The sequence below is a fragment of the Streptomyces sp. CB02980 genome (assembly GCF_014451325.2).
GTDB lineage: Bacteria > Actinomycetota > Actinomycetes > Streptomycetales > Streptomycetaceae > Streptomyces.
The window spans coordinates 17,058-32,330 of sequence record NZ_JACSCH020000007.1; the positions used below are offsets into that span (position 1 = coordinate 17,058).

Consider the following 15,273-nt stretch of genomic DNA (forward strand, 5'->3'; position numbering starts at 1 on the left):
TCCTGCCACTGTCGTCCGGATTCCGCCGCTGAGAGCGTGGTTTCCATGAGCGCACAGAACGTCACCGCACAGAACGCCCACGCACAGAACGCCGACGCGCAGAACGCCGACGCGCAGAACGTCGACGCGCAGAGCATCACGGTCATCGGTCTCGGCCAGATGGGCTCCGCCCTCGCCGACGCCTTCCTCACCGCCGGCCACCGCACCACCGTCTGGAACCGCACCCCCGGGAAGGCCGACGCCCTCGTCGCCCGGGGCGCCGTCCGCGCCGGCTCCGTCGCGGAGGCCGTCGCCGCGAGCGCGCTCGTCGTGGTCTGCGTCCTCGACTACCCGGCCGTACGCGGACTCCTCGCCCCCGTCACCGAGTCGCTGCGGGGCCGGGTCCTGGTCAACCTGACCTCCGGTTCGCCGGAGCAGGCCCGCGCCGAGGCGGAGTGGGCCGCCGAGCACGGCATCGGCTACCTCGACGGAGCCGTCATGACGACCCCGCCGGGGGTCGGCGACAGCGCCAACATGTTCCTCTACTCGGGATCGCCCGAGCTGCTCGACGCGCACCGCGCGACGCTCGCCGTCCTCGGCGACCCGGTGGACCTCGGCCCGGACGCGGGGCTCGCCTCGCTCTACGACGCGGGGCTGCTCGGCCTCATGTGGTCCGTCTTCGGCGGCTGGCTGCACGCGACCGCCCTCGCGGGCGCGGACGGGGTGCCGGCCCGGGACTTCACGGCGGTGGCCACCCGCTGGCTGAAGACGGTCTCCTGGTTCATGACGACGTACGCCGAGCAGATCGACGAGGGGACGTACCCGGGCGACGACGCCACGATCGACGTCCAGGTGGCGACGATCGGGCACCTGCTGCACGCGGGGGAGGCGCGGGGCATCGACAACCGGCTGCCGGAGCTGCACCTGGAGCTGATGCGCGCGGCGGTCGGGGCGGGCCACGGAGGGGACAGTTACGCCCGGATCATTGAAAACTTCCGCAAGTAGGACGTGCAGGGCAGATAGGTACTGAACAGGGAAAAGCCGTCACTCCCCCGAGGAGTGACGGCTTTCCGTGTGCCGCGAGGTGCGGGTCGGTCAGAGGAGACGGACCGCGCCGGAGGGCATGTCCCAGTCCAGGGAGCGCTCGACGACACCGGTCGACGAGTTCTGCGCGCCGACGTAGTTGCCGCCGCCCACGTAGATCGCGACGTGGTACGAGCCGCTGCGGCTGCCCCAGTACAGGATGTCGCCCGGCTGGAGGTTGCTCAGGGAGACGGAGGTGCCCATGCTCGACTGGTCGTACGAGATGCGGGGCAGGTCGATGCCGGCCTGACGGTAGGCGGCCTGGACGAGACCGGAGCAGTCCCAGGAGTTGGGGCCGGTGCCACCGGTGACGTACGAGTCGCCGACCTGGGCGCGGGCGAAGGCCACGATCGCGGCGGCGGAGCCGGAGGGGGCCTGCGTCTCGCTCTCGCCGGAACCGGCCGAGGAGCCGCTGGAGGAGTCGGAGTCCGAGGAGTCGTCGCTCGCCGACGTGGAGGTGAGCTGAGTGCGCTCACTGGCACGGGAGGCGCGCTCCTGGGCTTCCTTGCGCTCCTGCTCGGCCTTGGCCTCGGCCTCGGCCTTGAGGCGGGCCTTCTCGGCCTTCTCGGCGGCGGCCTTGCGGTCGGCCTCCGCCTTGGCCGTCTTGGCCTCCTTGGCGGCCTTCTGCAGCGCCAGGTTCTCCTGCGTCTGGAGGCTCTGGTCGAGCGCCTCCTGCTGGGAGGCCTCGGCGGAGGCGGCGACGGCGGAGGCGAGACCGGCGCCGGTCTCGAGCGAGCCCAGGGTGGGCATTTCGATGGTCTCGGTCACCGGCTCGGCATTCGCCGGCCCGGCAGCACCGGCCACCGCGATGGTGCCGAGGACGCCACCGGCAACTCCGGCTCGCAGCGCGAGCTTCGAGGCGCTGCGGCGGGGCTTCCGGTGGCTGGGTATGTGAGCGGTGTGGGACATGAGGACAACCGCTATCAGGGCTTCACGGTTCCCTTCAAGAAACGTGGGTTGCGCCACAGTTACGTTCGGAATCTCCTAATCCGCTTCTGTGGCGCCCTTATTGACGCCGTAACGGGCAAATCGGGCACGGCTCATCTGGCCCTTGATCACGGGTTTTCAATGAAACGTCCGAATTGCCCGACGCTTACCACCTCTTGACGCGTGTGGCCAAGCCCCATGTTTTTTGGAGGCTTCGAGGTGTGGTGCAGGTCACACTTCCGTCTCACGAGCGCTCGTGAACGGGCGCACGCGTCCACCGTCGTACGCAGGACCCCCCGACCGGGCGAAGGGCGGTTCCTTTATCACCCGGATGCGTCCATCACCAATTTGCCTGTAGTGACCATCACTTGATAGTGCGACACCCCCTCCGATCAGCGATTTCCAGTCCGGATGTCACATCTGGTGATCACCTGGGCGCTTCGCGCAACAAGATCACCGCTCATCCGACTTCATGATCCTTCGTCAGGTGGTGGAGATCACAAAGTCGTTGGTGTACCCCGTGTCGCAGATCACAGAGGGGCAGGCATAGGATGCGGGGCAGCCGGGCTTGTGAACTGCCTCACATGGGGGCGATCTTTCACGGTCCGGTCGTGCGATCCAACGGTCAAGGACGACTGGAAGGAGCGAGGAGCGTGAATGCGTACGCGCCCGTCCTCGTGCTCGGTGCCCTGGGTGCGGGGTTTGCGATCTTCTCCGTGGTCATGGCCACGCTTATCGGGCCAAAGCGGTACAACAGGGCAAAGCTTGAGGCGTACGAGTGCGGCATCGAGCCGACACCCACTCCCGCCGGAGGCGGCCGCTTCCCGATCAAGTACTACCTGACGGCGATGCTCTTCATCGTCTTCGACATCGAGATCGTCTTCCTCTACCCCTGGGCGGTCACCTTCGACGCCCTGGGGCTTTTCGGGCTCGTGGAGATGCTGCTCTTCGTGCTCACCGTCTTCGTCGCCTACGCGTATGTGTGGCGTCGCGGCGGCCTGGAATGGGACTGAGGGGCTGAGGGGCACCTATGGGACTCGAAGAGAAACTCCCGAGCGGCTTTCTGCTGACGACGGTCGAACAGGCCGCGGGCTGGGTGCGCAAGGCGTCCGTGTTCCCCGCGACCTTCGGCCTCGCCTGCTGCGCCATCGAGATGATGACCACCGGAGCCGGCCGGTACGACCTGGCCCGCTTCGGCATGGAGGTCTTCCGCGGCTCACCGCGCCAGGCCGACCTGATGATCGTGGCCGGCCGGGTCAGCCAGAAGATGGCGCCGGTCCTGAGGCAGGTCTACGACCAGATGCCCAACCCCAAGTGGGTCATCTCCATGGGCGTCTGCGCCTCCTCGGGCGGCATGTTCAACAACTACGCGATCGTCCAGGGCGTCGACCACATCGTGCCGGTCGACATCTACCTGCCCGGCTGCCCGCCGCGCCCGGAGATGCTGCTCGACGCGATCCTCAAGCTCCACCAGAAGATCCAGACCTCCAAGCTCGGCGTGAACGCCGAGGAGGCGGCCCGGGAGGCGGAGGAGGCGGCGCTCAAGGCGCTGCCGACGATTGAACTGAAGGGTCTGCTGAGGTGACCGACGCGCGCGCGGCCGCCGGGCCGCAGACGACAGCGAAAGCCGCGCCTCTGCTCCCCCTGCCTTCGGCGGGCGGTACCCCCAGCGCGGGTGGAGAAGGGAACGGTTCAGCACAGTGAGCGACGAGACACCCAATCCCGAGAAGGACCTCAGCGCGCAGAACCTGCCGGGGCAGCGCGGGGAGCACGGCGAGGAGGTCCGCGTCCAGCGCGGCATGTTCGGCGCCAACAACGGCGGCGACACCTCCGGCTACGGCGGACTCGTCCGCTCGATCCGGCTCCCCGGGCCGGCCTCCCGCCCCTACGGCGGCTGGTTCGACGAGGTGGCCGACGAACTCGAGGGCGCGCTGGAGGAGCAGGGCCTGCTCCCCGAGAACGCCATCGAGAAGACGGTCGTCGACCGCGGCGAGCTCACCTTCCACATCGAGCGGGAGCACCTCGTCCGCGTCGCCCGGACCCTCCGCGACGACCCGGCGCTCCGCTTCGAGCTCTGCACCGGCGTCTCGGGCGTCCACTACCCGGGCGACAAGGGCCGCGAGCTGCACGCCGTCTACCACCTGCGCTCGCTCACCCACGGCCGGCTGATCCGCCTGGAGACGTCCGCCCCGGACACCGACCCGCACCTGCCGTCGCTCGTCGCGGTCTACCCGACGAACGACTGGCACGAGCGCGAGACGTACGACTTCTTCGGCATCGTCTTCGACGGCCACCCCGCCCTCACCCGGATCATGATGCCGGACGACTGGCAGGGCCACCCGCAGCGCAAGGACTACCCCCTCGGTGGCATCGCCATCGAGTACAAGGGCGCCCAGATCCCGGCTCCGGACCAGCGGAGGTCGTACTCGTGAGCACTTCCCACGCGTCTCCCCGCGAGACGACAGAAGGCGCCGTCTACACGGTGACCGGCGGTGACTGGGAAGAGGTCGTCCAGTCCGCCGCGAAGGCCGACGACGAGCGCATCATCGTCAACATGGGCCCCCAGCACCCGTCCACCCACGGCGTGCTCCGGCTCATCCTGGAGATCGACGGCGAGACCGTCACCGAGGCCCGCTGCGGCATCGGCTACCTCCACACCGGCATCGAGAAGAACCTCGAGTACCGGACCTGGACGCAGGGCACCACCTTCGTCACGCGCATGGACTACCTCACCTCGTTCTACAACGAGACGGCGTACTGCCTCGGCGTGGAGAAGCTGCTCGGCATCACCGACCAGATCCCGGACCGGGCCACCGTCATCCGCGTCCTGCTGATGGAGCTCAACCGGCTCTCCTCCCACCTGGTGTGCATCGCCACCGGCGGCATGGAGCTCGGCGCCACCACGATCATGATCTACGGCTTCCGGGACCGCGAGATGATCCTGGACCTGTACGAGCTGATCACCGGCCTGCGCATGAACCACGCGTTCATCCGCCCCGGCGGCCTCGCCCAGGACCTGCCGCCCGGCGCCGTCGACGCCGTGCGCGAGTTCGTGAAGACCATGAAGAAGAACCTGCCGGAGTACGACAAGCTCGCCACCGGCAACCCCATCTTCAAGGCCCGCATGCAGGACGTCGGCTACCTCGACCTCACCGGCTGCATGGCGCTCGGCGCCACCGGACCGATCCTGCGCTCGGCGGGCCTCCCGCACGACCTGCGCAAGACCGACCCGTACTGCGGTTACGAGAACTACGACTTCGAGGTCCCCACCGCCGACACCTGCGACTCCTACGGACGCTTCCTCGTCCGGCTCGAGGAGATGCGCCAGTCCCTCCGGATCGTTGAGCAGTGCCTCGACCGTCTGGAGCCGGGCGACGTCATGGTCGGCGACAAGAAGATCGCCTGGCCCGCGCAGCTCGCGCTCGGCGCCGACGGCCTCGGCAACTCGATGGACCACATCGCGAAGATCATGGGCACCTCCATGGAGGCCCTGATCCACCACTTCAAGCTGGTCACCGAGGGCTTCCGGGTCCCGGCCGGGCAGGCCTACGCGGCCGTCGAGTCGCCCAAGGGCGAACTCGGCGTGCACGTCGTCTCCGACGGCGGCACCCGCCCCTTCCGGGTCCACTTCCGCGACCCGTCGTTCACCAACCTCCAGGCCATGGCCGCGATGTGCGAGGGCGGCCAGGTCGCCGACGTCATCGTCGCCGTCGCCTCCATCGACCCCGTGATGGGAGGCGTCGACCGATGACCGACCAGATCAGTCTGGGCATGCCCCAGCTCCCCGCCCCCGCGTACCCGGCCGAGGTCCACGCCCGCCTGACCGAGGACGCGCGGGCGATCATCGACCGCTACCCGGACTCCCGCTCCGCGCTCCTGCCGATGCTGCACCTCGTGCAGTCGGAGGAGGGCCATGTCACCCGTACCGGCATGGCGTTCTGCGCCGAGACCCTCGGCCTGACCACCGCCGAGGTCACCGCCGTCGCCACCTTCTACACGATGTACCGGCGCAAGCCCTCCGGCGACTACCAGGTCGGCGTCTGTACGAACACGCTCTGCGCGGTCATGGGCGGCGACGCCATCTTCGAGGAGCTCAAGGAGCACCTCGCCGTCGGCAACAACGAGACCACCGACGACGGCAAGATCACGCTTGAGCACATCGAGTGCAACGCGGCCTGCGACTTCGCCCCCGTGGTGATGGTCAACTGGGAGTTCTTCGACAACCAGACCCCCGAGTCCGCCAAGCGCATGGTCGACGACCTGCGGGCCGGCCGGACCGTCGAACCGACCCGCGGCGCCCCGATCTGCACGTTCAAGGAGACCGCCCGCATCCTCGCCGGCTTCCCCGACGAGCGGCCCGGCGCCGTCGAGGCCACCGGCGGCGCGGGCCCCGCCTCGCTCGTGGGACTCCGACTCGCCAAGGGCGAGCAGCCGCACCACCGAATCGTCCACCCGCGCGGTGAGACCTCCGGTCAGGAGGGGGAGTGATGACCTTGGCCGCCGAGATCAACAACAGCAGCCCCGAGAAGCTCCTGTCGCCCGTCCTCTCCGCCTTCTGGGACCAGCCCGACTCCTGGACCCTGGAGACGTACGAGCGGCACGAGGGATACCAGGGGCTCAGGCGGGCTCTCGCGATGAGCCCCGACGCCCTCATCGCGTACGTCAAGGAATCCGGCCTCCGCGGGCGCGGCGGCGCCGGCTTCCCCACCGGCATGAAGTGGCAGTTCATCCCGCAGGGCGACGGCAAGCCGCACTACCTCGTCGTCAACGCCGACGAGTCCGAGCCCGGCACCTGCAAGGACATCCCCCTCCTCTTCGCCAACCCGCACTCCCTCATCGAGGGAATGATCATCGCCTGCTACGCGATCCGCTCCGAGCACGCGTTCATCTACCTGCGCGGCGAGGTCGTCCCCGTCCTGCGCCGCCTCCACGAGGCGGTGCGCGAGGCGTACGCCGCCGGCTACCTCGGCCGGGACGTCCTCGGCAGCGGACTGAACCTGGACGTCACCGTGCACGCCGGCGCCGGCGCGTACATCTGCGGTGAGGAGACCGCGCTGCTCGACTCGCTCGAAGGGCGCCGCGGCCAGCCCCGGCTGCGCCCGCCCTTCCCCGCGGTCGCCGGTCTGTACGCCTGCCCCACTGTGGTGAACAACGTCGAGTCCATCGCGTCCGTTCCCGCGATCCTCAACCGGGGCAAGGAGTGGTTCACCTCGATGGGCAGCGAGAAGTCCCCGGGCTTCACGCTGTACTCGCTGTCCGGGCACGTCTCCTCGCCCGGCCAGTACGAGGCCCCCCTCGGCATCACCCTGCGCCAGCTCCTCGACATGAGCGGCGGCATGCGCCCCGGCCACCGGCTCAAGTTCTGGACGCCCGGCGGCTCCTCCACCCCGATGTTCACCGACGAGCACCTCGACGTGCCCCTCGACTACGAGGGCGTCGGCGCCGCCGGATCGATGCTCGGCACCAAGGCGCTCCAGTGCTTCGACGAGACCACCTGCGTCGTCCGGGCCGTCACCCGCTGGACCGAGTTCTACGCCCACGAGTCCTGCGGCAAGTGCACGCCCTGCCGCGAAGGCACGTACTGGCTCGTCCAGTTGCTCCGTGACATCGAGGCCGGCAAGGGCAAGCTGTCCGACCTCGACAAGCTCAACGACATCGCCGACAACATCAACGGCAAGTCGTTCTGCGCCCTCGGCGACGGTGCCGCCTCGCCGATCTTCTCCTCGCTCAAGTACTTCCGCGAGGAGTACGAGCAGCACATCACCGGCCGCGGCTGCCCCTTCGACCCGGCCAAGTCGACCGCCTGGGCGGACAATCACAAGGAGGTGACCGCATGACCGTCACCACGCCCCAGCCCGCCGGCGGCGGCAGCCCGGCCGTACCACCGGAAGATCTCGTCTCACTGACGATCGACGGCATCGAGATCTCCGTCCCCAAGGGGACCCTGGTCATCCGCGCCGCCGAACAGCTCGGCATCGAGATCCCGCGCTTCTGCGACCACCCGCTCCTCGACCCCGCCGGCGCCTGCCGCCAGTGCATCGTCGAGGTCGAGGGCCAGCGCAAGCCGATGGCCTCCTGCACCATCACCTGCACCGACGGCATGGTGGTGAAGTCGCAGCTGACCAGCCCCGTCGCCGAGAAGGCCCAGCACGGTGTGATGGAGCTGCTGCTCGTCAACCACCCGCTGGACTGCCCGGTCTGCGACAAGGGCGGCGAGTGCCCCCTGCAGAACCAGGCCATGTCCCACGGGCAGTCCGAGTCCCGCTTCGAGGGCGTCAAGCGCACCTACGAGAAGCCGGTCCCGATCTCCACCCAGGTGCTGCTCGACCGCGAGCGCTGCGTTCTGTGCGCCCGCTGCACCCGCTTCTCCAACCAGGTCGCCGGCGACCCGATGATCGAACTCATCGAGCGCGGCGCCCTCCAGCAGGTCGGCACCGGTGAGGGCGACCCCTTCGAGTCGTACTTCTCCGGCAACACCATCCAGATCTGCCCGGTCGGCGCCCTCACCTCGGCCGCCTACCGCTTCCGCTCCCGCCCCTTCGACCTCGTCTCCTCGCCGTCCGTGTGCGAGCAGTGCGCCGGCGGCTGCGCCACCCGCACCGACCACCGGCGCGGCAAGGTCATGCGGCGGCTCGCCGCCGACGACCCGGAGGTCAACGAGGAGTGGGTCTGCGACAAGGGCCGCTTCGGCTTCCGGTACGCCCAGCAGCGCGACCGGCTCACCACCCCGCTGGTCCGCAACGCCGACACCGGTGAACTGGAGCCCGCGTCCTGGCCCGAGGCCCTGGAGGCGGCCGCCCGCGGTCTCGTCCGCGGCCGCACCGGCGTCCTCACCGGCGGCAGGCTGACCGTCGAGGACTCCTACGCGTACGCCAAGTTCGCCCGGGTCGCCCTCGACACCAACGACATCGACTTCCGGGCCCGGATCCACTCCGGCGAGGAGGCCGACTTCCTGGCCTCCGCCGTCGCCGGACGGGGCCGCGACCTGGACGGAACGGGCGTCACGTACACCTCGCTCGAAGCCGCCCCGGCCGTCCTCCTCGTCGGCCTGGAGTCCGAGGAGGAGGCCCCTGGTGTCTTCCTGCGGCTCCGCAAGGCCTGGCGCAAGCACGGCCAGAAGACCTACGCGGTCGCCGCGTTCGCCACCCGCGGCCTGGAGAAGTCGGGCGGCACCCTGCTGCCCGCCGCCCCCGGCACCGAGACCGAGTGGCTCGACGCGCTCACCTCCAGGGTCGGCCTCGAAGGCGACGGACTCGCCGCCGCCGAGGCCCTCCGCCAGGAAGGCGCGGTCCTGGCCGTCGGCGAGCGCCTCGCCGGCGTCCCCGGCGCCCTGACCGCCGCCCTGCGCGTCTCCGCCGCCACCGGCGCCCGGCTCGTGTGGATCCCGCGCCGTTCCGGCGAACGCGGAGCCGTCGAGGCCGGAGCGCTGCCCGCGCTGCTGCCCGGCGGCCGGCCCGCGACCAACCCGCGCGCGCGTGAGGAGGTCGCCGCCGCCTGGGGCGTCCGCGAACTCCCGCACGGCTACGGCCGCGACACCGGCCAGATCGTGGAGGCCGCCGCCACCGGCGAACTCGCCGCCCTGCTCGTCGGCGCCGTCGAGGTCTCCGACCTCCCGGACCCGGCACGCGCGCGAGAAGCACTCGACGCGGCCTTCGTCGTCTCCCTGGAGCTGCGGCCCAGCGAGGTCACCGCACGCGCCGACGTCGTCCTCCCGGTCGCCGCCGTCGCCGAGAAGCCCGGCACCTTCCTCAACTGGGAGGGCAGGGCCCGGATGTTCGAGGCCGCGCTCAAGCCCGAGCAGATGACCCGGCCCCTGGCCCCGGCCGACGCGCGCGTGCTCCACATGCTCGCCGACGCCCTCGACGCCCACCTGGCGCTTCCCGACCTCAGGGCCGTACGCCGGGAACTCGACCGGCTCGGCGGCTGGACGGAGGAGCGGGCCTCCGAGCCCGTCGAACCCGGCCGGGCCGCGCCGCGGCCCGGTGACGGCGAGGCCGTCCTCGCCGGACACCGGATGCTGCTCGACCTCGGCCGGCTCCAGGAGGGCGACACCGCCCTCGCGGGCACCCGGCACGCGGCCGTCGCCCGGCTCTCCGCCGTCACGGCCGCCGACACCGGCGTCAAGGACGGCGACACCCTCGAAGTCACCGGCCCCGCGGGCTCCGTCGCCTTCCCGCTCCGGGTCACCGAGATGCCCGACCGCGTCGTCTGGCTCCCGCTGAACTCGGCCGGGCGCGGCGTCCTCTCCGACACCGGCGCCCACCCCGGCGACCTGGTCCGCATCGGCCCGGCGACCCCGAGCCCCGTCGATGTCACGGAGGTGCAGGCATGACCACGCCGCTCGCCGCCGAAGACCTGTCCATGTTCGGTACGGACCCGTGGTGGCTCGTCCTGATCAAGGCCGTCTTCTGCTTCGCCTTCCTGATGATCACCGTGCTGTTCTCCATCGTGTGGGAACGCAAGGTCGTCGCCTGGATGCAGCTGCGCGTCGGCCCCAACCGGCACGGCCCCTGGGGCCTCCTCCAGTCCCTCGCGGACGGCGTCAAGCTGATGCTCAAGGAGGACGTGATCGTCAAGAAGGCCGACAAGGTCGTCTACGTCCTCGCCCCGATCATCGCCGCCATCCCGGCGTTCATGGCGATCGCCGTGATCCCCTTCGGCCCGGCCGGCAACGAGGTGTCGATCTTCGGTCACCGCACCTCGATGCAGCTCACCGACCTGCCGATCGCGATGCTGTACGTCCTCGCGGTCGCCTCCGTCGGCATCTACGGCATCGTCCTCGCCGGCTGGTCCTCCGGCTCCACGTACCCGCTGCTCGGCGGTCTGCGCTCCTGCGCGCAGATGATCTCGTACGAGATCGCCATGGGCGCGGCCTTCGCCTCCGTCTTCCTCTACTCCGGGTCGATGTCGACCTCGGCGATCGTCGAGGCGCAGGCGGACCGCTGGTTCGTGATCCTGCTGCCGGTCTCGTTCATCATCTACATCGTCACGATGGTCGGTGAGACGAACCGCGCCCCGTTCGACATGCCGGAGTCCGAGGGCGACCTCGTCGGCGGCTTCAACACCGAGTACTCGTCCATCAAGTTCGCGCTGTTCATGCTCGCCGAGTACGTGAACATGGTGACGGTCTCGGCCGTGTCGGTGACGCTCTTCCTGGGCGGCTGGCGGGCCCCGTACCCGGTCTCCACCTTCTGGGAGGGCGCGAACCACGGCTGGTGGCCGATGCTCTGGTTCGTCATCAAGGTGCAGCTGCTGCTCTTCTTCTTCATCTGGCTCCGCGGCACGCTTCCCCGCGTCCGCTACGACCAGCTGATGAAGCTCGGCTGGAAGGTCCTCATCCCGGTCTCCGTGGTCTGGCTGATGCTGGTCGCCACCGTCCGGGCGCTGCGGAACGAGAACATCGCCTTCGGCAACATCGTCCTGTACGTCGCCGGAGCCGTCCTCGGGCTGTTGCTGCTCTCCTTCGTGGTCGACGTGTTCCGCGACCGCAAGGCGAAGGCCGCGGCGCCCGCACCGGAGGACACCCGCTCCTTCGACCCGATGGCCGGAGGCTTCCCCGTGCCGCCCAAGCCCGGACAGTCCCTGCCGTCCGTGCCCCGGCGCAGGTCGCGGCAGGACCGGGACCTCGTTGTCAGTGGCGCCCCCGATACTGCTACTGCGAGTGATGGAAAGGAGACGGACGGTGTCTGATTTCCAGAATCCGGTGGCCGGCTTCGGCGTGACCTTCAAGGCCATGTTCAAGAAGCGGCTGACCGAGCAGTACCCGGAGCAGCAGAAGACGACGGCGCCCCGCTTCCACGGCCGGCACCAGCTCAACCGTCACCCCGACGGTCTGGAGAAGTGCATCGGCTGCGAGCTGTGCGCCTGGGCCTGTCCCGCCGACGCCATCTACGTCGAGGGCGCGGACAACACGGACGAGGAGCGCTACTCCCCGGGCGAGCGGTACGGCCGCGTCTACCAGATCAACTACGCCCGCTGCATCCTCTGCGGACTCTGCATCGAGGCCTGCCCCACCCGGGCGCTGACGATGACCAACGAGTTCGAACTGGCCGACTCCTCCCGCGAGAACCTGATCTACACCAAGGAGCAGCTTCTCGCGGGCCTCGAGGACACCATGGTCGACTCGCCGCACGCGATCTTCCCGGGCATGACGGAGCAGGACTACTACCTGGGCCTCGTCGAAGGGGCCGCACCCGGGACCGTCCGTCAGGTCGCCGTGTCCAAGGGGGAGAAGGGCGAGCCGGAGGGGGCGGACGCATGAGCGCGAACCTCGCGGCATACGCGACGTCCTCGGGCGAGGCCTTCCAGTTCTGGGTCCTCGGCACCGTCGCCGTCGTCGGCGCCCTCTGCACGATCCTGATGCGGCGGGCCGTGCACTCGGCGCTCTGCCTCGCCGGAACCATGATCATCCTGGCGGTCTTCTACCTGGCCAACGGGGCGTACTTCCTCGGCATCGTCCAGATCGTCGTCTACACCGGCGCGATCATGATGCTCTTCCTCTTCGTCGTCATGCTGGTCGGTGTCACGGCCGCGGACTCGCTGAAGGAGACCATCAAGGGCCAGCGCTGGTGGGCCGTCGCCTGCGGACTCGGCTTCGGCATCCTGCTCGCCGCCGGCATCGGCAACGCCTCGCTGAAGGAGTTCGCCGGACTCGGCGCCGCCAACAGCGCCCACGGCGGAAACGTCGAGGGCCTCGCCGCCCTCATCTTCACCAAGTACGTGTTCGCCTTCGAGATCACCGGCGCGCTCCTCATCACCGCCGCCGTCGGCGCGATGGTGCTCACCCACCGCGAGCGCACCGAGCGGGCCGCCACCCAGCGCGAACTCTCCGAGCAGCGCGTACGCGAGGGCACGCACGTGCCGCCGCTGCCCGCGCCCGGCGTGTACGCCCGGCACAACGCCGTGGACATCGCCGGTCTGCTGCCCGACGGCACCCCCGCGGAGCTCACCGTCATGCAGACCCTGCGCAAGCGGGGCCAGATCCGGGACGTGTCCACCGAGGCCCTCGCCGACCTCAAGGCCCTGGAGCAGCGCTCCGAGGAGCGGCTCGGCCGGGACCGGGACGAAGAGGAGGCCACCCGGTGAATCCCGTCAACTACCTGTACCTCGCCGCCCTGCTGTTCACCATCGGTGCGGCCGGGGTCCTGATCCGGCGCAACGCGATCGTGGTCTTCATGTGCGTCGAGCTCATGCTCAACGCCTGCAACCTCGCGTTCGTCACCTTCTCCCGCATGCACGGAAACCTCGACGGCCAGATCATCGCGTTCTTCACGATGGTCGTGGCCGCCGCGGAGGTCGTCGTCGGGCTCGCGATCATCGTGTCCGTCTTCCGTGCCCGCCACTCGGCCTCGGTCGACGACGCCAGCCTGATGAAGCTGTGAGGGGCTGACCGTGGAAAATCTCATTGCGCTGCTCATCGGGGCACCCCTGCTCGGCGCGGCCGTCCTGCTCCTGGGCGGACGGCGGCTCGACAAGGCCGGGCACTGGATCGGCACGCTCCTCGCGGCCGTCTCCTTCGTCATCGGTCTTGCGCTCTTCGCCGACATGCTCGGCAAGAGCGCCGACGACCGGGCCCTGCACCAGCGGCTCTTCACCTGGATCCCCGTCGAGGGCTTCCAGGCGGACATGGCCTTCCAGCTCGACCAGCTGTCGATGACCTTCGTCCTGCTGATCAGCGGGGTCGGCACGCTCATCCACGTCTACTCCATCGGATACATGGAGCACGACGAGCGCCGCCGCCGCTTCTTCGGCTACCTCAACCTGTTCGTCGCGGCGATGCTCCTGCTCGTCCTCGCCGACAACTACCTGCTCCTGTACTTCGGCTGGGAGGGCGTCGGTCTCGCCTCGTACCTCCTGATCGGCTTCTGGCAGCACAAGCCCACCGCGGCCACCGCCGCGAAGAAGGCCTTCCTGGTCAACCGGGTCGGCGACATGGGCCTCTCCATCGCCATCATGATCATGTTCACCACCTTCGGCACCTTCGCCTTCGGGCCGGTGCTGGCGTCGACCGGCGAGACCAGCGAGGGCACGCTGACCGCGATCGGTCTGATGCTGCTCCTCGCCGCCTGCGGCAAGTCGGCCCAGGTGCCGCTGCAGTCCTGGCTCGGGGACGCGATGGAGGGCCCGACCCCGGTCTCGGCCCTCATCCACGCGGCCACGATGGTGACCGCCGGTGTCTATCTGATCGTCCGCTCCGCCGACATCTTCAACGCCGCCCCCGACGCGCAGCTCGTCGTCACCGTGGTCGGCGCCGTCACGCTCCTCTTCGGTGCGATCGTCGGTTGCGCGAAGGACGACATCAAGAAGGCCCTCGCCGGCTCGACGATGTCGCAGATCGGCTACATGATCCTGGCCGCCGGCCTCGGCCCCATCGGCTACGTCTTCGCGATCATGCACCTCGTGACCCACGGCTTCTTCAAGGCCGGTCTGTTCCTCGGCGCCGGTTCGGTCATGCACGGCATGAACGACGAGGTCGACATGCGGAAGTACGGCGGCCTGCGGAAGTACATGCCGATCACCTTTGTCACCTTCGGTCTCGGCTACCTCGCGATCATCGGCTTCCCCGGCCTGTCCGGCTTCTTCTCCAAGGACAAGATCATCGAGGCGGCCTTCGCCAAGGGCGGCACCGAGGGCTGGATCCTCGGCACGGTCACCCTGCTCGGCGCGGCCATCACCGCGTACTACATGACCCGCGTGATGCTGATGACCTTCTTCGGCGAGAAGCGCTGGCAGCCCGACGCCGAAGGCAACCCGCCGCACCCGCACGAGTCGCCCAAGTCCATGGTCATCCCCATGGTCCTGCTCGCCGTCGGCTCCGTCGCCGCGGGCGCGATCTTCGAGTTCGCCGGGTTCGTCGAATGGCTGGAGCCGGTCACCGGATACGCCCACGGGCACTCGCCGCTCAGCGCCGCCACCGTCACCACCGCCACCGTCGCCGTCATGGTGATCGGTGTCGGCCTCGCGTACGTCCAGTACGGGCGCAAGCCCGTCCCGGTCGTCGCCCCGCGCGGCTCGCTCCTCACCCGGGCCGCCCGCCGCGACCTCCTCCAGGACGACCTCAACCACGCCGTCTTCGTCCGCGGCGGCACCCACCTGACCCGCTCGCTCGTCTACGTCGACCACACCCTGGTCGACGGCGTGGTCAACGGCACCGCGGCCTCCGTCGGCGGACTCTCCGGCCGGCTGCGCAAGCTCCAGAACGGCTACGCCCGCTCGTACGCGGTCTCCATGTTCGGAGGTACGGCGGTGCTGATCGCCGCGACCCTGCTGATGAGGGCGGTGTAA

The 15,273-nt window shown here is 69.5% G+C and carries 14 protein-coding genes; 13 read left to right on the forward strand and 1 reads right to left on the reverse strand.

All coding sequences use genetic code 11. From position 1 onward, the window contains the following. Positions 1 to 45 precede the first annotated feature (45 nt). Positions 46 to 984: an NAD(P)-dependent oxidoreductase gene (locus tag E0F75_RS16335; protein ID WP_187623268.1), complete on the forward strand. Its 939-nt coding sequence runs from the start codon at positions 46 to 48 to the stop codon at positions 982 to 984. A 90-nt stretch (positions 985 to 1,074) separates the two neighbouring features. Here E0F75_RS16335 and E0F75_RS16340 read toward each other — a convergent pair whose 3' ends face one another. Further along, positions 1,075 to 1,971: a C40 family peptidase gene (locus E0F75_RS16340; protein ID WP_187623269.1), complete on the reverse strand. Its 897-nt coding sequence runs from the start codon at positions 1,969 to 1,971 to the stop codon at positions 1,075 to 1,077. A gap of 671 nt (positions 1,972 to 2,642) precedes the next feature. Here E0F75_RS16340 and E0F75_RS16345 point away from each other — a divergent pair. The 12 genes from E0F75_RS16345 (at position 2,643) to nuoL (ending at position 15,273) form a co-directional block, all read left to right on the forward strand. Next, positions 2,643 to 3,002, forward strand: coding sequence for an NADH-quinone oxidoreductase subunit A (locus E0F75_RS16345; RefSeq protein ID WP_019888619.1), 360 nt, complete (start codon positions 2,643 to 2,645; stop codon positions 3,000 to 3,002). 17 nt (positions 3,003 to 3,019) lie between these two features. Beyond that, positions 3,020 to 3,574, forward strand: coding sequence for an NADH-quinone oxidoreductase subunit B family protein (locus E0F75_RS16350; RefSeq protein ID WP_024756031.1), 555 nt, complete (start codon positions 3,020 to 3,022; stop codon positions 3,572 to 3,574). A gap of 115 nt (positions 3,575 to 3,689) precedes the next feature. After that, positions 3,690 to 4,421, forward strand: coding sequence for an NADH-quinone oxidoreductase subunit C (locus tag E0F75_RS16355; RefSeq protein ID WP_187623270.1), 732 nt, complete (start codon positions 3,690 to 3,692; stop codon positions 4,419 to 4,421). Then, entirely contained in the window at positions 4,418 to 5,740 is a 1,323-nt protein-coding gene (locus tag E0F75_RS16360; protein WP_187623271.1) for an NADH-quinone oxidoreductase subunit D, read from the forward strand. Before E0F75_RS16355 ends, E0F75_RS16360 begins: the two co-directional genes overlap by 4 nt. Continuing rightward, positions 5,737 to 6,477: an NADH-quinone oxidoreductase subunit NuoE gene (gene nuoE, locus E0F75_RS16365; RefSeq protein ID WP_030318838.1), complete on the forward strand. Its 741-nt coding sequence runs from the start codon at positions 5,737 to 5,739 to the stop codon at positions 6,475 to 6,477. Before E0F75_RS16360 ends, nuoE begins: the two co-directional genes overlap by 4 nt. Beyond that, entirely contained in the window at positions 6,474 to 7,826 is a 1,353-nt protein-coding gene (gene nuoF, locus E0F75_RS16370) for an NADH-quinone oxidoreductase subunit NuoF (protein WP_187623272.1), read from the forward strand. The genes nuoE and nuoF overlap by 4 nt, the downstream gene beginning before the upstream one ends. After that, complete coding sequence (locus tag E0F75_RS16375) at positions 7,823 to 10,321, forward strand: NADH-quinone oxidoreductase subunit G (protein WP_187623273.1); 2,499 nt, start codon at positions 7,823 to 7,825, stop codon at positions 10,319 to 10,321. The genes nuoF and E0F75_RS16375 overlap by 4 nt, the downstream gene beginning before the upstream one ends. Continuing rightward, the gene (nuoH, locus tag E0F75_RS16380; protein ID WP_187623274.1) at positions 10,318 to 11,679 is read left to right on the forward strand and encodes an NADH-quinone oxidoreductase subunit NuoH; all 1,362 of its coding nucleotides are present in this window, start codon (positions 10,318 to 10,320) and stop codon (positions 11,677 to 11,679) included. The genes E0F75_RS16375 and nuoH overlap by 4 nt, the downstream gene beginning before the upstream one ends. Further along, positions 11,654 to 12,250, forward strand: coding sequence for an NADH-quinone oxidoreductase subunit NuoI (gene nuoI, locus E0F75_RS16385; RefSeq protein WP_187623275.1), 597 nt, complete (start codon positions 11,654 to 11,656; stop codon positions 12,248 to 12,250). The genes nuoH and nuoI overlap by 26 nt, the downstream gene beginning before the upstream one ends. Next, complete coding sequence (locus E0F75_RS16390) at positions 12,247 to 13,074, forward strand: NADH-quinone oxidoreductase subunit J (protein ID WP_187623276.1); 828 nt, start codon at positions 12,247 to 12,249, stop codon at positions 13,072 to 13,074. Before nuoI ends, E0F75_RS16390 begins: the two co-directional genes overlap by 4 nt. Then, positions 13,071 to 13,370, forward strand: a complete 300-nt coding sequence (gene nuoK, locus E0F75_RS16395; RefSeq protein WP_017239464.1) for an NADH-quinone oxidoreductase subunit NuoK — start codon at positions 13,071 to 13,073, stop codon at positions 13,368 to 13,370. Before E0F75_RS16390 ends, nuoK begins: the two co-directional genes overlap by 4 nt. A gap of 10 nt (positions 13,371 to 13,380) precedes the next feature. Next, a complete protein-coding gene (gene nuoL, locus E0F75_RS16400) occupies positions 13,381 to 15,273 on the forward strand; it encodes an NADH-quinone oxidoreductase subunit L (protein WP_187623277.1) in 1,893 nt (630 codons plus the stop codon).

Coding starts and splice junctions, on each gene's coding strand:
- E0F75_RS16335 (WP_187623268.1), top strand. CDS start 46: ATGAGCGCACAGAACGTCACCGCACAGAACGCCCACGCACAGAACGCC.
- E0F75_RS16340 (WP_187623269.1), bottom strand. CDS start 1,971: ATGTCCCACACCGCTCACATACCCAGCCACCGGAAGCCCCGCCGCAGC.
- E0F75_RS16350 (WP_024756031.1), top strand. CDS start 3,020: ATGGGACTCGAAGAGAAACTCCCGAGCGGCTTTCTGCTGACGACGGTC.
- nuoE (WP_030318838.1), top strand. CDS start 5,737: ATGACCGACCAGATCAGTCTGGGCATGCCCCAGCTCCCCGCCCCCGCG.
- E0F75_RS16375 (WP_187623273.1), top strand. CDS start 7,823: ATGACCGTCACCACGCCCCAGCCCGCCGGCGGCGGCAGCCCGGCCGTA.
- nuoH (WP_187623274.1), top strand. CDS start 10,318: ATGACCACGCCGCTCGCCGCCGAAGACCTGTCCATGTTCGGTACGGAC.
- nuoI (WP_187623275.1), top strand. CDS start 11,654: ATGGAAAGGAGACGGACGGTGTCTGATTTCCAGAATCCGGTGGCCGGC.
- E0F75_RS16390 (WP_187623276.1), top strand. CDS start 12,247: ATGAGCGCGAACCTCGCGGCATACGCGACGTCCTCGGGCGAGGCCTTC.